Annotated in this window: 26 protein-coding genes; 13 read left to right on the top strand and 13 right to left on the bottom strand. The window is 72.6% G+C overall.

Annotated elements, in window-relative coordinates; genetic code table 11:
• Positions 1-36 precede the first annotated feature (36 nt).
• The 3 genes from ACZ5GT_RS29065 to ACZ5GT_RS29055 all read right to left on the bottom strand — a co-directional run bounded on the left by ACZ5GT_RS29065 (position 37) and on the right by ACZ5GT_RS29055 (position 2,605).
• Positions 37-783 (bottom strand): sulfite exporter TauE/SafE family protein, encoded by a 747-nt coding sequence (locus tag ACZ5GT_RS29065; RefSeq protein ID WP_469031888.1) that lies wholly within the window; start codon positions 781-783, stop codon positions 37-39.
• Positions 780-1,166: a rhodanese-like domain-containing protein gene (locus ACZ5GT_RS29060; protein ID WP_469031887.1), complete on the bottom strand. Its 387-nt coding sequence runs from the start codon at positions 1,164-1,166 to the stop codon at positions 780-782. The genes ACZ5GT_RS29065 and ACZ5GT_RS29060 overlap by 4 nt, the downstream gene beginning before the upstream one ends.
• Before the next feature lie 71 nt (positions 1,167-1,237).
• A complete protein-coding gene (locus ACZ5GT_RS29055; RefSeq protein WP_469031886.1) occupies positions 1,238-2,605 on the bottom strand; it encodes an MBL fold metallo-hydrolase in 1,368 nt (455 codons plus the stop codon).
• A 172-nt stretch (positions 2,606-2,777) separates the two neighbouring features.
• Here ACZ5GT_RS29055 and ACZ5GT_RS29050 point away from each other — a divergent pair, with 172 nt between their 5' ends.
• From ACZ5GT_RS29050 to ACZ5GT_RS29010, 9 genes are read left to right on the top strand one after another with little or no spacing between them, the layout of a single operon-like run.
• Positions 2,778-3,182 (top strand): DUF302 domain-containing protein, encoded by a 405-nt coding sequence (locus ACZ5GT_RS29050; protein WP_469031885.1) that lies wholly within the window; start codon positions 2,778-2,780, stop codon positions 3,180-3,182.
• A 59-nt stretch (positions 3,183-3,241) separates the two neighbouring features.
• Complete coding sequence (locus ACZ5GT_RS29045; protein ID WP_469031884.1) at positions 3,242-3,583, top strand: alcohol dehydrogenase catalytic domain-containing protein; 342 nt, start codon at positions 3,242-3,244, stop codon at positions 3,581-3,583.
• Between the two features lie 40 nt (positions 3,584-3,623).
• Positions 3,624-5,006, top strand: a complete 1,383-nt coding sequence (locus ACZ5GT_RS29040; RefSeq protein WP_469031883.1) for a hypothetical protein — start codon at positions 3,624-3,626, stop codon at positions 5,004-5,006.
• Positions 4,993-5,487, top strand: coding sequence for a hypothetical protein (locus ACZ5GT_RS29035; protein ID WP_469031882.1), 495 nt, complete (start codon positions 4,993-4,995; stop codon positions 5,485-5,487). The genes ACZ5GT_RS29040 and ACZ5GT_RS29035 overlap by 14 nt, the downstream gene beginning before the upstream one ends.
• Positions 5,488-5,498: 11 nt before the next feature.
• Positions 5,499-5,660, top strand: coding sequence for a hypothetical protein (locus tag ACZ5GT_RS29030; RefSeq protein WP_469031881.1), 162 nt, complete (start codon positions 5,499-5,501; stop codon positions 5,658-5,660).
• A complete protein-coding gene (locus ACZ5GT_RS29025) occupies positions 5,660-7,357 on the top strand; it encodes a hypothetical protein (RefSeq protein WP_469031880.1) in 1,698 nt (565 codons plus the stop codon). Before ACZ5GT_RS29030 ends, ACZ5GT_RS29025 begins: the two co-directional genes overlap by 1 nt.
• Positions 7,354-8,226, top strand: coding sequence for a hypothetical protein (locus ACZ5GT_RS29020; protein ID WP_469031879.1), 873 nt, complete (start codon positions 7,354-7,356; stop codon positions 8,224-8,226). The genes ACZ5GT_RS29025 and ACZ5GT_RS29020 overlap by 4 nt, the downstream gene beginning before the upstream one ends.
• Positions 8,223-9,533: a hypothetical protein gene (locus ACZ5GT_RS29015; RefSeq protein WP_469031878.1), complete on the top strand. Its 1,311-nt coding sequence runs from the start codon at positions 8,223-8,225 to the stop codon at positions 9,531-9,533. The genes ACZ5GT_RS29020 and ACZ5GT_RS29015 overlap by 4 nt, the downstream gene beginning before the upstream one ends.
• 1 nt (position 9,534) lies before the next feature.
• Complete coding sequence (locus ACZ5GT_RS29010; RefSeq protein ID WP_469031877.1) at positions 9,535-10,002, top strand: hypothetical protein; 468 nt, start codon at positions 9,535-9,537, stop codon at positions 10,000-10,002.
• Here the strand turns inward: ACZ5GT_RS29010 and ACZ5GT_RS29005 are convergent.
• Entirely contained in the window at positions 9,932-10,474 is a 543-nt protein-coding gene (locus ACZ5GT_RS29005) for a GNAT family N-acetyltransferase (RefSeq protein WP_469031876.1), read from the bottom strand. The genes ACZ5GT_RS29010 and ACZ5GT_RS29005 overlap by 71 nt on opposite strands.
• 229 nt (positions 10,475-10,703) lie before the next feature.
• Here ACZ5GT_RS29005 and ACZ5GT_RS29000 point away from each other — a divergent pair, with 229 nt between their 5' ends.
• Positions 10,704-11,459 carry a zinc-binding dehydrogenase gene (locus ACZ5GT_RS29000; protein WP_469031875.1) on the top strand — a complete coding sequence of 252 codons (756 nt, stop codon included), beginning with the start codon at positions 10,704-10,706 and terminating at the stop codon, positions 11,457-11,459.
• A gap of 127 nt (positions 11,460-11,586) precedes the next feature.
• Here ACZ5GT_RS29000 and ACZ5GT_RS28995 read toward each other — a convergent pair whose 3' ends face one another.
• The 6 genes from ACZ5GT_RS28995 to ACZ5GT_RS28970 form a co-directional block, all read right to left on the bottom strand.
• Positions 11,587-12,654 carry an NAD(+)/NADH kinase gene (locus ACZ5GT_RS28995; protein ID WP_469031934.1) on the bottom strand — a complete coding sequence of 356 codons (1,068 nt, stop codon included), beginning with the start codon at positions 12,652-12,654 and terminating at the stop codon, positions 11,587-11,589.
• Between the two features lie 101 nt (positions 12,655-12,755).
• On the bottom strand, positions 12,756-13,688 hold the full coding sequence (locus ACZ5GT_RS28990; RefSeq protein WP_469031874.1) for an alpha/beta hydrolase fold domain-containing protein: 933 nt from the start codon (positions 13,686-13,688) through the stop codon (positions 12,756-12,758).
• Between the two features lie 18 nt (positions 13,689-13,706).
• Entirely contained in the window at positions 13,707-14,672 is a 966-nt protein-coding gene (locus ACZ5GT_RS28985) for an amidohydrolase family protein (protein WP_469031873.1), read from the bottom strand.
• Positions 14,662-14,934 carry a DUF1427 family protein gene (locus tag ACZ5GT_RS28980; RefSeq protein ID WP_469031872.1) on the bottom strand — a complete coding sequence of 91 codons (273 nt, stop codon included), beginning with the start codon at positions 14,932-14,934 and terminating at the stop codon, positions 14,662-14,664. The genes ACZ5GT_RS28985 and ACZ5GT_RS28980 overlap by 11 nt, the downstream gene beginning before the upstream one ends.
• A gap of 67 nt (positions 14,935-15,001) precedes the next feature.
• The gene (locus tag ACZ5GT_RS28975) at positions 15,002-15,148 is read right to left on the bottom strand and encodes a DUF1427 family protein (protein WP_469031871.1); all 147 of its coding nucleotides are present in this window, start codon (positions 15,146-15,148) and stop codon (positions 15,002-15,004) included.
• A 4-nt stretch (positions 15,149-15,152) separates the two neighbouring features.
• Entirely contained in the window at positions 15,153-15,713 is a 561-nt protein-coding gene (locus ACZ5GT_RS28970) for a quercetin 2,3-dioxygenase (RefSeq protein WP_469031870.1), read from the bottom strand.
• Between the two features lie 329 nt (positions 15,714-16,042).
• Between ACZ5GT_RS28970 and ACZ5GT_RS28965 the strand changes: the two genes are divergently transcribed.
• The gene (locus ACZ5GT_RS28965; RefSeq protein ID WP_469031869.1) at positions 16,043-16,945 is read left to right on the top strand and encodes a helix-turn-helix transcriptional regulator; all 903 of its coding nucleotides are present in this window, start codon (positions 16,043-16,045) and stop codon (positions 16,943-16,945) included.
• A 52-nt stretch (positions 16,946-16,997) separates the two neighbouring features.
• On the opposite strand, the gene ACZ5GT_RS28960 is transcribed toward ACZ5GT_RS28965, so the two are convergent.
• A complete protein-coding gene (locus ACZ5GT_RS28960) occupies positions 16,998-17,387 on the bottom strand; it encodes a cupin domain-containing protein (protein WP_469031868.1) in 390 nt (129 codons plus the stop codon).
• Between the two features lie 136 nt (positions 17,388-17,523).
• On the opposite strand from ACZ5GT_RS28960, the gene ACZ5GT_RS28955 reads away from it, so the two are divergent.
• Both ACZ5GT_RS28955 and ACZ5GT_RS28950 read left to right on the top strand, forming a co-directional pair.
• A complete protein-coding gene (locus ACZ5GT_RS28955; protein WP_469031867.1) occupies positions 17,524-18,192 on the top strand; it encodes a helix-turn-helix transcriptional regulator in 669 nt (222 codons plus the stop codon).
• A 95-nt stretch (positions 18,193-18,287) separates the two neighbouring features.
• Positions 18,288-18,716: a hypothetical protein gene (locus ACZ5GT_RS28950; protein WP_469031866.1), complete on the top strand. Its 429-nt coding sequence runs from the start codon at positions 18,288-18,290 to the stop codon at positions 18,714-18,716.
• Positions 18,717-18,753: 37 nt separating this feature from the next.
• Here the strand turns inward: ACZ5GT_RS28950 and ACZ5GT_RS28945 are convergent, their stop codons facing one another.
• A complete protein-coding gene (locus tag ACZ5GT_RS28945) occupies positions 18,754-19,800 on the bottom strand; it encodes an Acg family FMN-binding oxidoreductase (RefSeq protein ID WP_469031865.1) in 1,047 nt (348 codons plus the stop codon).
• Between the two features lie 91 nt (positions 19,801-19,891).
• Positions 19,892-20,632 (bottom strand): hemerythrin domain-containing protein, encoded by a 741-nt coding sequence (locus ACZ5GT_RS28940; RefSeq protein ID WP_469031864.1) that lies wholly within the window; start codon positions 20,630-20,632, stop codon positions 19,892-19,894.
• Positions 20,633-20,703: the final 71 nt, after the last annotated feature.

The raw sequence follows: 20,703 nt of genomic DNA, 5'->3' as shown, positions 1-20,703 counted from the left end.
GCGGAAAGTGAAGCGGAAGCGGAAGCGGAGAGCGCATCACAGCATCGCGTCGATCAGCATGAAACCGCCCACCGCAAGCAGCACCGCGGCGAAGATCCGCTGCAGCGTGGGGCCGGAGACCTTCCCGGCCAGCCGCTTGCCGTCCCACGCGCCGAGGACCGCGGCCGCGATGAACGGACCCACGACCGCCCAGTCGAGCGTGTCGACGGTGCCGGCGCGGGTCGCCAGCGCCGCCAGCGAGTTGACGGTGATGACCAGCAGGCTGGTGCCCACCGCGTTGCGCATCCGCATCCCGAGCACGCCCACCAGCGCCGGTACGGCGAGGAAACCCCCGCCGACGCCGAGGACGCCGGTGACCGCGCCGAGCCCGGCGCCGGCCGCCGCGGCCCGGCCCGGACGGGCGTGCGTGACGGGGGCCGCCGCCTTGGCGGGCCGCAGCATGCGGGCCGCGGCCACCGCGGCCACCACGCCGAAGGCCGCCATCAGCACGGGCTCCGGAATGCGGTCGGCGAGCGCTCCGCCCAGCATCGCCGGGCCGATCCCGGCCGCCGCGAACAGCAGTCCGGTACGCCACCGGACGTTGCCGTCGCGGGCGTGCGCGGACAGCGCGGTGACGGAGGTGATGGTGACGATGACCAGGCTCGCGGTGGTCGCCGCGACCGGGGTGAAACCGAGCAGGTAGATCAGGGCGGGGACGGCGAGGACGCTGCCGCCGCCACCGAGCGCGCCCAGTGCCAGGCCTATGACGGCGCCGGCGACGAGGGCGAGTATCACAGCGCTCACGCGACGACGCCCGCCTTGCCGCGCGAGTCGACCACCGGCAGCCCGGCCCCGGCCCAGTCCTGCATGCCGCCGACGACGTCCACGGCCTCCGCGCCGCGGGCCGCCAGCAGTTCGGCGGCCCGCCGGGAGCGGTTGCCCGAGCGGCAGATCACGATCAGCGGCCGGGACTGCGCCCGCGCGGGCAGCCCAGCCCCCGTGGTCAGCGCGGACAGTGGCAGGTGGACGGCGTGGGGGGCGTGCCCCGCCTGCCATTCGTGGGGTTCGCGGACGTCGAGCAGCACGGCGTCGCCGGGCTCGGCGGAGTCGCCGTGGCCGGTGCGCCCGGCGGCCTCCTGCACGGTCACGCGGCCCGGGCCGCCCTTGCTGCGTCGGAAGATGCTCATCTCGGTGTCTGACTCCTGTTTCCGGATCTGTACGAAAGGCCGGCCCGGCCCACTGCGGTGTCCTGGCGCCGTCAGCCGGTGCGCAGCACCAGCCCTGCCTTCTCGGCCGCGTCGAAGGAGTCGTCCACCGCGACGACGTCGCGGCCGACGGCGTCCAGCAGGGAGGCGGCGACGGCGGCGCGCATGCCGCCCGCGCAGTGCACCCAGACCTCGCCCTCGGGCACCTCGTCGACGCGCCGGTGCAGGGTGTGGACGGGGATGTGCACCGACCCTTCGATGTAGCCGCCCGCGCGCTCCGAGTCCCGGCGGACGTCGAGCACGACGACGCCCTCGACCGGATACCGGGCGGCGAGGTCGGCGAACACGGCGCGGCGGAAGGAGGCCGGCGTCTCACCCTCGGGCAGCCAGTCCGCAAGGCCGCCGGTGGCCGCGGCGGCCGGGCGGTCGATGCCCACCCGCACCAGTTCGCGCTGCGCGGCGGCGAGCTGCTCGGGCGACTCGGCGAGCAGGGTGACCGGCTTGCCCCACGGGATCAGCCAGGCCAGGTAGGTGGCGAGCTGCCCCTCGGCCTCGAAGTTGAACGACCCGGAGACGTGTCCCGCGGCGAAGGCGACGCGGTTGCGCAGGTCGACCACCCACTCCCCGGCGGCCAGCCGGGCGGCGATCTCCCCGGCGTCGGCGACGGCGGGCGGGGTGAGGTCGACGGGCGCGGGGCCGGCGGCGTTGGCCGGTCCCATGTGCGTGTAGTAGGCGGGGATGTCGTCCAGGCCGGCCAGCAGGTCGGCGACGAAGGTGTCCACGTCCCGGGTGAGGGCTTCGTTGGTCGCCTTCTCCTTGCCGATGGTCGTGGAGCTGCCCTCCGCCTGGGAGGAGGAGCAGAAGCTGCCGAACCCGTGCGTGGGGAGCACCGCCGTCTCCTCCGGCAGCTCGGCGGCCAGCCGGTGCGCGGAGGCGTGCTGGGCCCGGGCGAGGCGCTCGGTCAGCCGCGGCTCGACGAGGTCGGGCCGGCCCACGGTGCCGATCAGCAGCGAGCCGCCGGTGAACACCGCGACGGCCGTGCCGTTCTCCTCCAGCACGTAGGAGGTGTGGTGCGGGGTGTGGCCGGGCGTCGCCAGGGCGCGCAGGACCAGGCCGGCGCCGGGGTCGATGTCGGCGTGGTCGCCGTCGCGCACCGGTACGCGCTCGAAGGAGACGCGGGCGTCGGCGGGCACGAGGTAGGCAGCGCCGGTGACCCGGGCCAGCTCGAGGCCGCCGGTGACGTAGTCGTTGTGCACGTGCGTCTCGACGACGTACGCGATGCGCACCCCCCGCCGGGCCGCGGCCGCGATCACCTGGTCGATGTCGCGCGGCGGGTCGACCGCTACGGCCGTCCGCTCGCCGCCCGCGAGGTAGCTGCGGTTGCCGAGCCCGGACAGCTCGATCGTGTCGACGAAGAACACGAGTACTCCCTTCGAGTGAGACATTTACCCCGGGGGGTATGTATACGAAGGTAACATGAGTACCCCCTGGGGTATTTCCAAGGATGTCAAAAGCCCGGAAAACACTCCACGAGTACCTCGCCCACGGCAGGACACCCGTCCCACGGGCACGCCGACGAGAAAGGCCGACACCATGCGCTACGACCGCACCGTGCACCTCGACACCGACTTCGCCACCGCCGTCGCCCGCACCCGCGACGCGCTCGCCGCGCAGGGCTTCGGCATCCTCACCGAGATCGACGTCACCGCCACCCTCAAGGCCAAGCTCGACCACGAGATGGAGGACTACGTCATCCTCGGCGCCTGCAACCCCGGCCTCGCGCACCGCGCCCTGGACACCGACCGCGGCATCGGCCTGCTGCTGCCCTGCAACGTCGTCGTCCGCCGCGACGGCGACCGCACCGCCGTGCAGGCCCTGGACCCCGGCACCATGGTCGCCCTCACCGAACTCGACGCCCTGCGCCCCGTGGCCGAGGAGGCCACCCGCCGCCTGGACGCCGCGCTCGCCGCCCTCACCGCGGCGGAAGCGGAGAGCTGACGCGGACGGCCGAAGCCCGCGGCGCGGCCCGGCCGCGCCCGCAGGAAGGAGCACGACCGATGAAGGCAGTCCAGGTCGTCGGCTACGGTCGCGACCCCGAGATGACCGACGTCCCCGCGCCCGAGGTCACCGGCCCGCACGACGTGATCGTCCGGATCGGCGGCGCGGGCGTGTGCCGCACTGACCTCCACATCCTCGAAGGGCAGTGGGCCGAGAAGTCCGGCGTGACGCTGCCCTGCACGATCGGGCACGAGAACGCCGGCTGGGTGCACGCGGTCGGCGACGCCGTCACGAACGTCGCCGAGGGCGACAAGGTCATCCTGCATCCGCTTTGTCGCTGCTGTCTTGGCGTGTCTCACATTCCTCAACTCCCGTTGATCAGACGTGGGGTTAGCAGTTGATGAAGGTCGTGTCGCGGACCTACCGTCCCGACGCGTATTGGTGCACTTCTTCTCTGCCGAGGGTTGGCAGTCCTGGGGGCTCGATGGCGAGCCGTTGATTCGTCTGCGGCCCCTGCACCACGCCGGACGCGAGCTCTGGCGCCCCTGTCCCACCTGCGGACAAGCCGAACGGCTGCACGCGCCGGGACCGTGCCCCCGCTGCAGCCTCAAGCAGCGGCTCCACGAACTCCTTGCCGATGGCTCCGGCTCCATAAACCCGAAGCTACGGCTCCTTCACGACGCCCTGGCCGACACCGGGCGGGCCGGCACCGCGATGCGCTGGCTCTCCAAGGACATCGTCTCCACCGTCCTGACCGATCTTGGCTCCGGCCGTCGGCCTCTCACCCATGAGGCCCTGGACGAGCTCCCCGAAGGCAAGGTCGTCGAGCACATCCGCAGCGTTCTCGTCGCCACCGGAGTCCTGCCCGGGCGGGACGAGCAGATGGTCCGTCTCGAACGGCACGTGAAGAACCTCGTCGCCTCCCATGCGACGGCCGAGGGCCGGAAAATGCCGCACCGGTACGCGACTTGGCATCTCCTGCGTCGGCTTCGCCGACGCAGCCGCGGCAAGGAGATCACGCACTACCAGCTTGCGGGCGCACGGCAACATCTGCGGGCGGCCGTTCATCTCCTGGACTGGCTCGAGGAGCAGAATCTGACCATTGCCACCTGCCGTCAGGCCGACCTTGAACGCTGGATGACCAGCGACGATGTCCGCCATCGCCGGGAGGCAGGACACTTCGTGCGCTGGGCCCTTTCCCAGAAGATCGCCCGCGACCTCAGCTTCCCTGTCGAGCGATGGAACGGCCCCTCCCAGGCGATGGACGACGAGGCCCGCTGGGACACCGCCCGTCGCCTACTGCACGACGACACTCTCAAGCCTGAAGACCGCCTGGCCGGAATGCTATTGCTCCTCTATGCCCAGTGGCCCGCAGCGATCTCCCGGCTCACCGTCGGCCACATCGAGGAGACGGACGGAGCCGTTCGCATCCGCCTCGGCGCCGTTCCGGTCGAGCTTCCCACACCCGTCGCTGACCTGGCCCGACAGCAGGTCGCGGCCCGCCGCAGCCATGCCGTCCTCGGCCGGACAGAGTCACTCTGGCTCTTCCCCGGCGGCCAGCCCGGCCGACCGATCAGTGCCTGGGCCATGGGCGAGAGGCTCCGCAAACTCGGCATCCGGCTCGCGGAAGCCCGTTCGACCGCCCTGTTCCAGCTCGCCACCGAGCTGCCCGCCGCGGTGCTCGCCCGCACCCTCGGCATCGACATCACCGTCGCCGTCAAATGGCAGCGAGCCGCCGCCGGAGACTGGGCCGCCTACGCAGCAGAGATCAGCCAACGAGCCACCCGCCGTCTCCAAGGAGAAGACGTACATGCCCCTCGATGACCAGAGCACCTGGGCTCTGCTCCGACAGCTCGATGACCCGCAGCACATGGAATATCCCCGCGGTTACGACCACGCCGCCGCCCGAGCCCGGTTTGAGCAGCTCGCAGCCCGTTTGGACGCGCGGTTCCAGTGCACCTGCACCGTCGACCGCCAGGTCCAGGACGCTAGCCACCACGGGACAATTGTGATCCCGGCAACCGCCGCCGACAGCGCCGAACACATCACGTTGACCATCAGCAACTTCGGGAACCTCGCCGTCGTGACCTTGGGCAACCCCGGGAGCTACAACGAGGAAGAGGAACGCGAGCTCTTTCACGCCACCGATCGACTGCGCGTCGGGGCAGAACTCGAAGCCCTCGGCTACACCGTCATCGCAGAGCACCTGCTCTGGACGAGATACGACGGCGTCAGCGACCTCGTCTCCTACTACCCGCCCGAGCACCCCCCAACGTGGTGGATCCGCTTCTTCGACTACCTGTGACCCTGCCTGCGGTGTCCCCGACAGAGGCATTCGGCGAGTTCCAATACCCGAGCCCACCATTACGGCGCCTGGATGTCCACCGGATCTATCACGCGGCCTGGGAAAGGACCCGCGCAGTCGTCGATGCGGCCGCGCTCGCCGAGGCCGACGCCGAGTTCGCGGAGGAGTTCTGATGCCGGCCGAAGTCCTGCGCGATCCCCTCGCGCTGAAGTTGTCCCTGCCCGGCGAGACGACAACGGTCATCGCCATCGGAGACCTGCCCAACCCGCGGCTGGCGGCCGACCTGACCGAGGGCCTTGCCGCCTCGGTCCATCCCCACGGGCCGCTCGCCAAGCTGACCACGGTGAAGAGCTTCACCTACACCCTGCGCCGGATGGTCCGCGAACTGGCCGCGGACGGCTTCACCGGGTCGGCGGCCGAGCTGACCAGAACCGTGCTCGGGGCGTTCTGGCTGCGCTCGCACTACCTGGTCGAATACCGCACCCGCACGATCCTGCGCGCCTTCGACACCCGGCATCAGGCGCTGGCGGAACCGGTGCGGCAGATGGTGTTCGGCACCAACTACACGCGCCCCGCCCTCAACGGGCCGCTTCCGCCCTACGCGCCGGCCGAGTGGAACCGGCTGATCGACCTCTGCAAGCAAGAGGTACGCCGCCTCGGGGAGGAACAGCGGGCGATAGTCGCGCTCGCCGAGGGCGGACAGGATCCGGCAGTCAGTGGCTGGAGCGAGGCGAACGGAGCCTGGCTGATGCTGCGGATGGGGCCGGTGACGCGAACGGAGGTCGCCGCCCACCTGGGCATCACGCCGGACCTGTTCACCAAGAGGCACCGGGGCATCGAGAGGGTCCGGGCAGCGCTGTTCCCGTCCCACAAGGACGCCGTTCCCTACATGCTGCTGGCGGCCTGGACCGGCATCGTCCCGGACGGACTGACCGGCCTGGAGATGCCCGGGATCCGCTGGACCGGGAGACAGGCGACGCTGCTGTCCTACACCAAGGGCCGCACGGCGGGCGAGAGCCTGGTGCTGTCGCCGCGGGCGTCGCGGCTGCTGGAGCAGTGGTTGCAGCACAGCGCCCTGCTGCGCAGGCATGCCCCGGCCGAGCTGGCTGAGCATGTGTGGCTGGTGACGCGGCAGGGCAGGTCGTCCCGCGCGGCCTTCGAGGAGTACATGATGCGCGGGTGGGTCAAGGCCCATGGTCTGCGCGGGGATGACGGCGGGCTGTTGCGCATCGACCGCCGGCGGCTGCGGACGACGTTCATCGCGCAGCGGGGCCAGCGGCAGTGGTCCCTGCGGGCGACGGTCGATCCCAACCACTCGCCAGAGGTCGAGGGCGATCACTACCTGTCGGCCGCGACCCCGGCGCAGAAGGCGGTGGTCGAGGAAATCGCCCGGGACGCGCAGGGCGATCTGCTGCGGCGCGCGAGTGCCCCGCTGGTCGTCGACGAGGCGGCCAGCGCCGCCGGGCTGCCGGAGGAAGTACGCCGCCTCGGTCTGGCCGAGGGCGCCTTGGCCGAGTTGCTGTCAGGCGAGCGGGATGTGTTCAGCGGGGCCTGCGCCGACCAGTTCGCCGGCCTGCACGGGCCGAAGGGCACACCCTGTCCGGCCCGGCCCTGGGTCTGCCTGCTCTGCCCGCTGGCGCTGTTCGCCCCGCGTCACCTGCCGAATCTACTGCGGCTGAAGGCCTTCTTCGCGCGGCAGTTCCGCCAGATGCCGCGCGAGCAGTTCGCCGCCGTCTTCGCCCCCTACGCCCGCCGCCTGTCCGCAGACATCCTGCCGCGGTTCGAGAAGGCCGCCCTCGCCGCCGCACAGCGCGACGTCGGTGACGAGGACGCCGAGCTGCCGCTGCGAGCCGAGGAGACCACGTCGTGAGCCTGCTTCCTGTCTCCGCCGAGCCTGCGCACGGGTCGGTCTTCGCCGGCGCCGACATCGCCGCCACTGCCCGCCTGAACTGGCTGCGCGACTGCCCGCGGCCGCGCTTTGAGGACGACGTGTGGTCGTTCGTCGGCTGGGCCGATGCACCGGTGCAGATGAAGGTGACGGAGAAGAACATGCTGTTCGACCGGATCACCCACCAGCCCTGGCGCGTGGTCGCCAAGGAACTCGCCCTGGCCTGGATCGCCACCCAGGACGAGCGCGTCCTCGCCTTGCCCAGGGCCCGCCGACTCCCGCGCCACCCCCGCACCATCTATGCCCGCGTCTACCACCTCACCTTCTGGCTGAACTGGCTGCACGAGCGCCGGATCCCCACGCTCGCCGCGGTCACCCAGGACCACTGCGAGGCGTTCCTGCGCGAGTACGGCGTCGTCCGGGACAAGGAGACCGGCGCTGTCCTGCGGAACAAGGCCGGCGGATCGCTGCGGACGGTGGTCTCCGCCATGCAGGACATCACCGACTACGGCGAGCTGCTGTCGGCCGACCGGCACCGGCCCGGTTTCCGGCCCTGGGGTGCACGATCGCCCCGCGTCGTGACCGGGGCACCGTCCCGGCCGCAGGTGGTGATCAAGACCGAGCCCTTGGGTGACGAGGTCCTGCGGCCGCTGCTGACGGCGTGCTTACACCTGGTCGACGTGCTCGGACCGCACTTCGTGGACTTGCGGAGCCGGCTGCGGGCCGAGCGCGAGTCCTGGCGCAACGTCGAGTGGTCGAGGCATCTGCGGGACGGCGACCGGCTTGCCGCGCTCGTCGAGGAACATCTGCGGACGAGGCAGCCGCTGCCGCGGTCGAGGACGCCCAGGTGACAAAGCGCCTCCGCCTGGGGTGGGACCCTAAGGATCCGCTGCTGACAGCCAACTTCCAGCACCTGCTGCGACCGACGGGACACCGCGACATTCACAAGTCTCTCTTCACCCAGGCCCGGCCGCTGCTGGAGGAGGCGGTCGCCGAGGTCGGCACCGAGTACCTGTGGTGTCGCGACCCTGCCGACGCCCCTCGCGCGGACACCGGCGAGTTGATCCCGTGGTCGTTGCCGTTGTCGAACAGGTCCTCTGATGCCTTGATCCGAATCGCCGGGCACGCCTGCACGGTCGCCACCGCCGCGTTGACGGGGATACGGTCCAGCGAACTGATGGAGCTGACGGTCGGCTGCCGCCGCACGGACGACGCCGACGACACCGGTCTGGCCCGGCACCGCCTGGTCAGCAAGGTCGTCAAGGGGCGTCTATGGGGCGGTGAGGTCGACGAGTGGGTTGTCATCGAGGAAGTCGTCCGTGTCATCGCTCTGGCCGAGCAGATCACGGACGCTGGGCCTGGACAGCCGTTGTTCGGCGCGTTCAACGGCTTCGAGTCCAACGGGGCTATGACCTGGCTGCGGCAGTGGGTCGCCTCGCCCGCCGGGCGACGCATGGGCCTGGATCCGATCCCCGACGAGCCGGTGCACCCCCGCCGCCTGCGGCGGACGCTGTCTGTCGAGATGGCCGCCCGCCCGGGGGGACTGCTGGCCACCAAGGTTCACTTCAAGCACTTGCAAGTGGCCACCAGCGAGGGATACGCCGGCCGGCCGGGCGGCGCCCAGGCCGTCTTCCACCACGAGTGGAAGAAGGAGGAGGCGAAGGAGAAGCTCAAGCGGACCGTCGAGGCATACCGGCAGTTCGAACAGGGACAGATGCCCGCCGGCCCGGGAGCCGACGCGCTGCTGGCTTCCTTCCGCGCCGTCGAGAAGGAACTGGCCGACAACGAGCCGGGCCCGGCGAAGGTGGTCACCGACCGGCAGATCGAGCTGCTGCTGAAGAAGAAGGCGTCGGTCCTGCACCTCTCCGCGGCGAACTACTGCTGGTTCGAGGACCCGGCGAAGGCGCTGTGTCTCAAGCTCGCCGGCACCAGGTCCGCCGCAGCTCCGCTGACGGGGCTGTGTGACAGCTCCCGCTGCCCGCAGGCCACCCACCACATCGTTCACCGTTCCGTCTGGCAGACAACAGCTGACAACGGCGTCGTCCTGCTGGCCAGCCCTCGCATCCCGCCCGCGGAGAAGGCCCGGCTGCGGGCCGAGCACGAGCGGTCCATGCGGGTTCTCGAAGAGATCGACACGGCAGCCGAAAAGGCCGGATGACATGGCACTGAGCCACCACCAGCGCGACCAGATCGAGCGGCGGATCCGCGCGGCCATCGACCGGCTGCTGGCCGGGCAGATCCCGCCCGGCGGAGCCTGCGACGTCAAGACGCTCGCCCGCGAGGCGGGCATCTCCCGCGCCTCCCTCTATCGGACCTGGGGCCACCTCAAGGACGAGTTCGAGAAGCGGCGGGCAGCCGCCTGGGCAGCCGGTCAGCAGCCCGACCCGCGCGAGGGCCGCATCGCCCGGCTGCGTGATCTCAACCAGCGGCTCACCGGCAAACTCGCCCGCACCCACACCGAGCTCACGCAGCTCAAGGAACGTCACCAACTGCTGCTGTCGGTTCTGGCGGCCAAGGACGACGAGGTCCAGCGGCTCCGCCGTGAGCTGAGTACGTTCACCGGTACATTTCCGGCTCCCTTGAGCTCACTCGCTGCTCAGCGCGACCGCAGGAAAGCAGATGAGTGATGGTCCCGTCGTCCTCAGCAATGTCTCGGACGTGGCAAAACCCGAGCTTACGAAGGGCTGCCAGCGAAGCAACGTTTGGTTCTGCCACAGTCGCGTAAACCTGCTCCAAGTTCAGCGTTGTAAAGCCGTATGCGGTGACTGTCTGAGCAAGCTCAGTGCCAAGGCCTCGCCCCCACACCTCGGGGGCGAGGCCATACACCAGCTCATGCCCTTCGACGACCTTCGCCGGCTTGATCTCTGCATGACCCACCAGGCGGCTGTCCTGGCGCACGGCCCAGACGTCGAAATTCTCACTTTTATAGGCATGCGTGAAGATCCGGGCAAACGTGGCGCGGTACTCGGCTTCGGGCCAGGGACCGTTACCCATCCACCGGGAAACCTGGGCATCCATGAAGAGCGCTACGAAATCGTCCTCATCAGCAGGTACGTAGGCTTCAAGCAACAGCCGATCACTGCGCAGCGGGGGAGTCATGCCGAGCGACGCTACCCGTCATCAGTTGCTCGCAGCAAACGACTTACTACTGCAGCCAACGCCACCGCACATGATCCAGCTACCACCCCCAGGGGTGCATCGCTGGACCGAGCGTTGACGGCGTCAAACCGAGACATCCAGAACCTGAGGCAAGCCGCTGTCACCAACACCCGACCGCCGCTTACCGCGACACCTGGATAGTGGACACGACCTTCGCCGTGCTAACCCAGTGATCACCTGCGGGCTGTGCCGGGCCTGCCGGCGGGGCGACGACGTGCACTGCGAGCAGAGCGCCTTCCCCGGCATCGACGCGGACGGCGGCTACGCCGAGTACCTGAAGACCTCCGCCCGCAGCGTCGTACGCCTCGACGGCTCCCTGGAGCCGGCCCACGTCGCGGCCCTCGCCGACGCGGGCCTGACCGCGTATCACGCCGCCGCCAGGGCGGCCCGGCGGCTGCGGCCGGGCGACCGGTGCGTGGTCATCGGCGCGGGCGGGCTCGGACACATCGGCGTCCAGGTGCTCAAGGCCCTCACGGCGGCCGGGATCATCGTCGTGGACCGCAGTCCCGAGGCGCTGGAGCTGGCCGGGGCCGTCGGCGCCGACCACACGGTACTCGCCGCGGGACGGCAGGTGGAGGACGTGCTGGAGCTGACGGGCGGCGTGGGTGCCGAGACGGTCGTCGACTTCGTCGGCGAGGGCGGCGCCACCCGGGACGGGGTGCGCATGCTGCGCCGCGCGGGCGAGTACCACGTGGTCGGGTACGGGGAGAACATCGACGTCCCGGCCATCGACATCATCTCGGCCGAGATCAGCTTCATCGGCAACCTCGTCGGCTCCTACAGCGACCTGTGCGAGCTGATGGTGCTCGCCGCGCAGGGCCGGGTCCGGCTGCACACCACCGAGTACCCCCTCGACCGCTTCCAGGACGCCCTGGACGACCTCGACGCGGGCCGGGTGCGCGGACGCGCGATCCTCGTGCCCTGACCCGCGCGGGAGGCGGGGCGCGTCGGCCTCGGTACGGCGGGCCGGCCTCGGTGCGGCGGTCGGCCTCGGTGCGGCGCCCGGATCCCGCGGCGCGGGCGCCGGGCCGTCCGCCCGGGACGGTGGCCGTTCAGCGCCGGGGCGGGCCTTCCGTCTTCAGCAGGGCCAGGTGGGCGAGGTCGCCGGGCGGTGGTGTCGTCATCGACCACAGGGGCGCCGGGGAACCGTAGGCGACCGCGGCCGGCGCGTCGGTCAGGTTCATCCGCTCGCGCAGCCGGCCGTAGAAGTCCATCCGGCCCAGCCGGACGGCCCGCAGCCGGCGCGGGGCCGCGTACACGCCGATCCAGTCGCCCGGGTCGAGCACGCCGCGCAGCTGGCCGTCGATGCTGACCGCGGCCTGGCCCGACCGCGGGAGGACCCGCAGCCCGATGGGCTCGTCGGGCGCCGTGACGACCGACCGGTCGAAGGCCATGTGCGGGGCGACCGGCGTGAAGACGAGGGCCTCCGCGCGCGGCGAGACGACGGGCCCGCCGGCGGCGAAACTGTAGGCGGTGGACCCGGTCGGGGTGGCGACCAGCACCGCGTCGGCCGAGTAGGACGCGAGGAGCCTGCCGGAGATGTAGACCCCGACCGAGACCTGGCGGTCGCGTGCCAGCTTCTCCAGGACGACGTCGTTGAGCGCCGTGACGTGCAGCGGGATGCCCCACTCGTCGTCGGCCGCGCACTCGGCGCGCACCTGGGGAGGCGGCAGCAGCGGTCCCCGGCCTTGACGGACCAGCGCGTCCACTCCCGGCGGCACCTCCAGGCGCCGGGAGGCGCGCAGGGTGAGCAGCATCCGGCTGTCGATCCGCAGCCGTCCCTCGCGCACCGCGTCCAGCGCGGAACGCACCCCGGCGGCAGGCACCTCCGTCAGGAAACCGAGCCGGCCCAGGTCGACCCCCAGGACCAGGGCATCGTTCTCGGCGGCGAGCCGGGCACCGCGCAGGAACGTGCCGTCGCCGCCCAGGGTGACGATGAGGTCGGGGTCGCCCGCGGCCTCGACCTCCTCAGGGGCGCTGCGCCGCCCGCCGTCGCGCCAGACGTCGATGTCGGCGCAGCGCACCGCGTGCTCCTCGCACCATCCCCGGACCACACCGGCCGCCTCGGCCGCCGCCGGGCGCCCGCTGTGCACGACCAGGCCGAGTCGGCTCACTGTCACGTCCACCGTCTGCCTCCAGGACGTCGCGGCCACCGGGACACCGGCCCCGTACCGGCCCGGTACCCACACCACGGCGGTTCGCACCCCGTGCCGGCGCCCCCTCAGACTCTCGTGCCGTCCTTCGCGCAGGCGCGGGCGAAGTCCGCAGTGCGGGTGAAGCACTCCTCGACGCCCTCGTCGGTCAGACCCACCCACAGGTGGTCGGCGCCGGACAGGAGCCGGAGGTCGGGGTGGTGGCCGGACCGGCGCAGGGCGTCGGCGAGGCGGACGGACTGGCGGGCGGGGACGATCGTGTCGTCGGCGCCGTGCAGCAGCAGGAACGGCGGCGCCTTCGGGCCCACCTGGCCGACGGGGCTGGCGTCGCGGGCCGCGTCGGGCCGGTCGGCGGGCGGCCCGCCGAGCAGCAGCGCCTCGAAGGTGGCCGGGTCGTGGGCGTCGAACCGGCCGGGCGGGCAGTCCTCGGCGAGACCCGCGAGGTCGGTGGGCGCGTACCAGGTGACGCAGCCGGTGACGGTGGCCGTGCCGGGACGGGTGTGCTGGGTGAGCGCGGTCAGCGCGGCCAGGTGCCCGCCGGCGGACTCCCCCCACAGCACCGTGCGCGAGGTGTCCACGCCGAGGTCGCCGGCCCGGCCGTGCAGCCAGGCGAGCGCGGTGGCCAGGTCGTCGGTCTGGGCCGGGTGGGGCGCCTCGCCGGTGAGGCGGTAGTCGGGGCAGGCCACGGCGAAGCCGGCCCGGGCAAGCCGGGCGAAGGGGCCCGGCCGCCAGTGGCGGAAGCGGGGGCCGAGGTCGTCGCGCAGGCCCGTGCGCCAGGCGCCGCCGTGGACGAAGACGATCAGCGGTGCCGGTCCGGCGGCGTTGTCGGGGAGCCACAGGTCGACGGTGAGCGGGCGGCTGCCGTCGGGGATGGCGTAGACGACGCCGCGCAGCAGCCGCACGCCGTCGGCGGGACGCGCCGCGGGCGGCAGCGGCAGGGCCAGCGGGTCGGGCGGCGCGAGCAGGTGGAACGGGAACGGTGCGGGTGCCTGGTGGGTCATCGGGTCGTGGTCCGTCCGTCAGCGGGCCGGGCGCGGCAGGACGCGGCGCGCGTTGGCGGTGGTGAGGTGGCGCCAGCTCGCGGCGCCGTCGGGTGCGGGCGCGGCGTCGAGGGCCGCGACATGGGCCTCCACTCCGGCGGCGGGGGTCCAGCAGTGGTCGCTGCCGTACAGCAGCCGGTCGGGGGCGACGAGGTTCAGCAGGGCGGGCAGCTGGCGCGGCAGGGCCGGCCCGGCGAGGTCGTAGTAGAGGCGTCCCAGCTCTTCCACGGCGTCGGGCGCGCGGGTTCCGGCGGGCATGAACATCTTCATGAACCCGTTGATGCGGTCCGCCAGCACGGGCAGGGCGCCGCCGCAGTGCGGCACGATCACCGTCAGGTCGCGGTGGCGCCGGAGGGTGCCGGACATTAGCAGGTCGGTGACGGTGCGGGCGGTGTCGAAGATGAACTCGACCATGGGGCGGGGACGTCCCAGGGCGGACCGCTCCCAGCACACCGGCGAGGTCGGGTGCAGGAAGACGACCGCGCCACGCCGGTCCAGCTCGGCCCACACCGGCTCCAGGTCCGGGTTGCCGAGGTAGGTGCCGTGCGTGTGGGACTCCAGGACCACGCCGTCGGCGCCCAGGGTGTCGTAGGCGTGGGCGATCTCCGCCAGGGCGCCGTCGACGTCCGGCAGCGGCAGGGAGGCGAACAGGCCGAAGCGGCCCGGGTGTTCGCGTACGGTGTCGGCGCCCGCCTCGTTGACCTCGCGGGCCAGGCGGCGGGCGGCGGCGGCGTCGCCGAAATGGACGCCCGGCGACGAGACGGACAGCATCGACGTCTCGATGCCGCAGCGGTCCATCAGCTCCAGGTGCGCGGCGGCCGACCAGGTGGGCCAGCCGGGGACCCCGTCGGGGAGTTCGTGTCCGGCCTCGCGGGCCTGCCGGACGTAGGAGTCGGTGACGAAGTGGGCGTGGACGTCGAGGTAGCCGGGGGTGTCAGGGGACACGGGAGGTTCCTTCTTCTGCGGCGGGGGGTGCGGGGGCGGGGCGGCGCGTGAGGCGGTCGCGTACCCACGGGAGGCGGTCGCGTACGGCGGTGGCGCCGCGCTCGCCGAGCACGATGCCGGCCAGCCCGGTCAGGCCGATCAGCGGCGGGGCCGGCGAGGTCAGGTCCAGCCCCTGGTACAGCGCGCCCATGAGCAGTCCGGCGGCGAAGGACAGGCCGGCCCGGCGCAGGAAGGCACGCGGAGCGACGGGCTCACCGCTCACACTCGCAGGGGTCACGCCGGTCACGCATGGCACGCTGGGCGCGCGGCTCAAGGGACTCTCATCGGTCTCACAGGGCGCCCAGCGCAACCTGGCCGAGTCCCATGCCCAGCAGGCCGAACAGCGCCACCGGGGGCGGTGCGGGCGACTTGACCCGCACCACCACGTAGGCCACGCCGACCAGGACGCCTGCCAGCAGCGCCTTCAGATACGGCATCGGTTCAGCTCCCGGTGCGCCACTGGTGGTCGGGCAGGAAGGTCACGTCGTACCGCTGCGGCACGGTGCCGAACTTCTGCGGTTCGGGCACGAACGGCCGCTGCGGCAGGCCCAGTTCCTCGGTGGGGGTGCCGAGGTTCTCGAAGAATCGCTCGAAGGTGCCGTTCGGGCCCGCGGCCACGCCGACGATACGGCTGTGGTGGCGCTCGATGCGGTAGGCGTGCGGGCAGTTCTTGGGCACGAAGCCGAAGTCGCCGGCCGTGAGCAGCTTCTCGTGCTGTTCGCCCTCCAGGTCCTCCACGAACAGGCGCACGGCGCCGTCGGTGATGTAGAAGACCTCGTAGGTGTCCGGGTGCGAGTGGGCGGGGATCAGGTCGCCCTTGGGCCCCTCGCAGGTGAAGAAGTTGAAGGTGTTCTCGGTCTGCTCACCGCCGGCGTAGACGGTGAAGAGGTCGGTGAAGAGGTGGGCGCGGTCGCCCATGCCCTTCTCGACGAAGTACGGCTTGCCGGGGTCGGCGGGTATCTGCGAACGGCTGCGGTAGCGGGTGGCGAACTCGATGGTCACGGCGATCCTCTCTGATCGGAACCCGGTGCGGGCGGTGCGCACCCCGGCAGGCGGCTCCCGGCGGGTGCGTGGGCCGCGGTGCCCGGGCCGCGGTGCCCGGGCCGCGGTCCACGGACCGGGTGTGCGGACCGGGTGTGCGGACCGGGCGTCCGGGCCCGCGGTGTGCGGACCGGACGTACGGGCCGCGGTGTGCGGACCTGCTGTTTCCGGACCGGGGTCCGGGCTCGGCGGGGTGGGGGCGGCTGCTCCGGCGGTGGGGACGGCCCTTGCGGCTCCTGCACAACCTAGGTCCGGCAGCGCGGGGCGCCCGGCATACACTCGGCCACGCGATGAAGAAAAACGGACAGATCCCGGCTCAGGGCGGGGCGACGGTAATCCCGGCCGTGCCGTACCGTCCGAGCCCGGGCCGGCCGCCCGGCCTGGAGGTCCTCGACCTGCCGGGGCTGGCCGAGCGCGCCCGGGAGCGGCGGCTGCCGCTCACGATGCCCGCGCGTCCGGGGTTCCACCTGCTGATCGCGCTGCGCCGCGGCCGGCTGGAGTGCTCCGTGGACTTCACCGCCTACCGGCTGACCGCCGGGGACTGGCTGTGGGTGTGGCCGGGGCAGGTGGTCCGGTTCCCCTCGGGGCACGAGGGCGGCGACGGCACGGTGCTGGTCGTCCCGCCGGGCTTCCCCAGCGCGGCGACCGACGCGCTGATCCGGGACGGCGAGCACGTCCCGCACCGGCTGATCACGCCGGGCGAGGAACGCCAGGCGACCCTGCTGCGACTGCTGGACACGCTGACGGACGAGCACGCCGCGCTGAGCGACCTGCCGCTGGAGGCGTACGTGGAGACGTTGCGCGACCTGCTGTCCGTGATCCTCATCCGGCTCGTCCACCTGGCCGACCCGCTGCGGGCGACGCGCACCGGCGACGAGCCCTTCCAGCGGTTCCGCCGGGCCGTGGAGGAGGGCTTCCACCGCACCCACCGGGTCGAGGACTACGCCGCCGGCCTGGGGTACAGCCCCCGCACCCTCACCCGGGCCACTCGCGCCGCCCTCGGCTGCGGCGCCAAGCGCTACATCGACGACCGGGTGCTGCTGGAGGCGAAGCGCCTCCTCATCCACACCTCCCTGCCGACCGCCGCGGTCGGCGAGCGCATCGGCTTCTCCCACGCCACGGCCTTCAGCGCCTTCTTCCGCCACCGCACCGGCATGACCCCGACCGAATTCCGGTCCGTGGCCCGCCCCTGAGGCCGGACGTTCCGCCGTCCCGGCAGGCCAAGGGCGGGCGGGGCGGTCACCGCTACGAGGCCGGGGGCTGCGGCGGGCGGGGGCGGATCTGCATGCCGGGGCGGCGGCGGTGGACGGTGAAGTAGGCGATGCCCTCCTCCCCCGCGGTCAGGCTGCGGGTGGAGCCGTGGGGCAGCCACAGCACCGTACCCGGGGCCAGGGCCTGAGGCCCGTCGCCGGCCGGGGTGTCGACCGTTCCGGAACCGGCGACGACCGTGACCAGCACGTCCAGGTCGGGTTCGGTGTGGGTGGCGATGCGCTCGCCCGGCGGCAGCCGTACGAGATTGGCGTCGAGTTGGCGCCCGCTCTCCGCCAGCTTCCAGGCCACCTCGACCGACGCGGGCGGCCGGCCGGTCAGCGCACGGGCGTCACACAGGATCTGCGGGAGTGGCTCGGATGGCATGGGACTCCTCGTGGGGCCGGGTTTTCCGGCCCTAATTATTACAGGTACGATTTGGAAAAATTCCGGAACCGGAATCGGGAAACGGGAAACGGGACCGGGACGGGAACGGACGCAGGCTCAGGGAGGCCGGACCGACATGTCCACCGGGCAGGAGAGCCCTCGCCGTCGCGAGGTGCTGGAGGTACTGCGGGCCGCCACGGCACCGCTGGGCGTCACGGACGTGGCCGAGCGGATGCGGGTGCACCCCAACACCGTGCGCTTCCACCTGGACGCCCTGGTGAGCGAGGGCCTGGTGCAGCGGCGTACCGAGGAGCCGTCGGGCCGCGGACGGCCCAGGACCGTCTACGCCCCGGAGCCGGGCATGCACCGGGGAGGCACGCGGGGCTACCGGCTCCTGGCGCAGGTGCTGCTCAGTCAGCTGGCGTCCACCGGGCCGGAGGCGCACCGGGCCGCCACGAAGGCCGGCCGGGCATGGGGCGCCTTCCTGGTCGATCCGGCGCCGCCGTCCCGGCAGCCGACCGCTCAGCAGGCCGCCGACGGACTCGTCGCCCTGCTGGACGACCTCGGCTTCGCCCCCACCGCCGAACCCGGGGACGAGAGCGCCGCAGCGCCGGAGCGCATCCGGCTGCGGCACTGCCCCTTCCTCGAACTGGCTGAGGAGTACGGGCAGTTGGTATGCCCACTCCATCTCGGCCTGATGCAGGGGGCTTTGGAGGGACTGCGGGCTCCGCTGAACGCGGTCCGGCTGGAGCCGTTCGCCACCCCCGACTCGTGCGTCGCCCACCTCCGACCCGCACCGGCCTGACGGAGCGTCCTCCTTCCGTCGCTCCACCGTCAGTTCAGCAATTCCGCCGAGAAACCCATGAGATCCGTAAGCCGTTCGAGAAAGGCAACACCTCGATGAACACCACGTCAGCCGCCGCCGCGGGGGCAGTCACCTTCGTCTGGCTCGGCATGGTGCTGGCGATCTCCTTCCTGGAGGCGCCGCTGAAGTTCCGCGCTCCCGGCGTGACCGTCCCCCTCGGCCTGGGCATCGGCCGGCTGGTGTTCCGGGCGCTGAACTCCGTCGAGGCCGTCCTCGCCGTCGCGGTGATCGTCGCGGTCGCCGTGGGAGACCCGACGGCGGGGGTCATCGCGCTGACCGTCGTCGTGACCGTTTCGCTGGCCGCACAGCTGGCCGTGATCCGTCCCCGTCTCAACCGCCGTTCCGACCGCGTCCTGGCCGGGGAGGAACTGCCCCGTTCACGCGGTCATCTTGCCTACGTGGCCGTGGAGTCGGTGAAGGTGGTCGCCCTGCTGGCGCTGGGGGTCAGCCTCCTCGCGGTCTGATCGCGGTCCGGGCTGCCGGGTCCGGCCCGGTGCTGCGTCACGCGTCCGGCGCGTCGCCTCCGTCCGACCCGCCTCCGCCCGGTCCGCCTCCCTCCGGCCCTGTCCCGCACGCGGCGCGCCCCGGTGCGCGAGGGGTGCGGGCGCCGTCGGGGCCGTAGCCGAAGCGGATCACCACCTGCGGGTGGCACCGACGCCACGCCGGGCCGCTGGCCGCCCGCAGATCCGGCCACTCCATGGCCTGGTGCAGCAGCGAGGTGCGCACCCCGTGCGCGGTCGCGGTGAGCAGCACGCGCTGCAGGGCCTGGCCGGCTCGCAGCCAGTTCTCGCGGCGGTCGTGGGTGGTCCACAACAGGGCGAAGTGGGTGTGGCGTTCGAAACGCAGGGCGGGCAGACGCAGAGCCGGCGGGAGCGGTCCCGTGAAGTCCCGCATCGGCACCCGTCCGGCCGCGTCGCGCGGGCCGAGGGCGGTGGCGGGGATGCCGTACGGGGTGGCCGCCCCCGGTGCGGTGATCCAGGCGCGGCTCTCGGCCGTGCGCAGCGGGTTGGCGTGGTTGCGGGCCTCGGCGGCGGCGGTCAGGCGCAGCAGCCGCCGGGTTCCGGCGATGTCCGGCAGGTGCAGCCGGGCGCCCTCGGCGTGCGCCGCCGCGCTCATCTCCGCGATGACCGGTTCGGGTACCGGGCGGCCGGTGAACGGCATCCGGCTGGTGTGGCGCCGCGCGATGGCGTCGTAGAGGTCGGGCTCCGGGGTGTGGCGGCCGTCCTCGTCGAACGGGCCTGCCAGCTGGACGGCGACCAGCAGCGCGGGGTCGGCCGGGTCCGGCAGCAGCCGCACCCGCGGGCGCCGGCCCATGCGGGCGGCCGCCAGGCGGAGGTTGAACACGGCCGCGCCCACCGACAGGTACTGGGCGCGCCGGAAGGGGTCCGCCAGCGGCAGTGACCGCTCCGGCGCCGGGCGGACCTCCAGCGCCAGGCTGTCCGGGTCCAGCCGGAAGCGCCAGGGCTGGGTGTTGTGGATCGACGGGGCCGCCACGGCGGCCGCCAGCAGTGTCTCCAGGGCAGCGGCGTCCAGGACTTGGGTGCGCACGGTGTCTCCTTCCCTATCGCGGGCGACGCGACTGTCCCTGGTGTGTGCGGACCGGGGCGGGTCGGCGTCCGCGGGCTTGTGCTGTGCCGGGTCAGTCGCGGCCGAGGCGGAGCCGCCAGGTCTCGGGACCCGGTCGCGGGTGCTCCATCGGCACCGGCCGCACGTCCGGTTCGGGCACACCGGTGTCCACGCCGGTGTCCACGCCGGTGTCCTCGGCGCCGCCGCAGCGGCACGCTCGGCCGCGGCCGTCCTGCTGCCCGGCCTCGGTGTCCGCCGCGTCCGGCGGCGTCTCGGGGCCCCGGCGCGTCTCGGTGTTCCGGTGTGCGGGGGCGGCGTCCGGCGCCGGGGCGTCGGCGAGCCGTTCGTGCAACTCGCGGAGCAGCGCGGCGAGTCGGACGCCCGGCGCCACCGCGAGCAGCAGCAGCACGAGACCGTTCTCCTTGGCGACGTGCTCCTCGAAGAGCACCTGCAGGGCGCGGGCGTCGGCCGCCGCGCCGGTCGGGGCGGACGCGGTACGCAGGGCGTCGACCAGCGCGATCATGCAGCTGTGTTCGGCGATGAGGCTCTCGATGAGCAGCCGGCTGTCGGGCAGCCGCCGCGCGGCGGGATGGAGCACGGCCTCCTCGGCGGCCGCGTGCGGCAGCAGTTCACGCTCGCAGAAGGCGACGAGGCCGGCCCTGACCGGATCGGCGGCTCCCGGATCGTGGTCCGCGGCGGCGAGCAGCGTCGTCACCCGTCCGGCCGGCTCCCCGGCCAGCCGGACACGGTGTGTCCCGGCCGCCTCCAGAGCCGTGGCGTCCTCGGGCGCCGACGCCAGGGTGAGAGCACTCACGGCATGCCTCCAGCGGTTCACGGCCGGAGTTTCCGGCCAGTGCGGTGGGCCGACTCGTCCGCCACGTCCCC

Source organism: Streptomyces sp. NPDC031340 (assembly GCF_055569945.1).
Note: the sequence above shows the minus strand (reverse complement) of the source record. Positions and strands in the feature narration are given on the sequence as shown.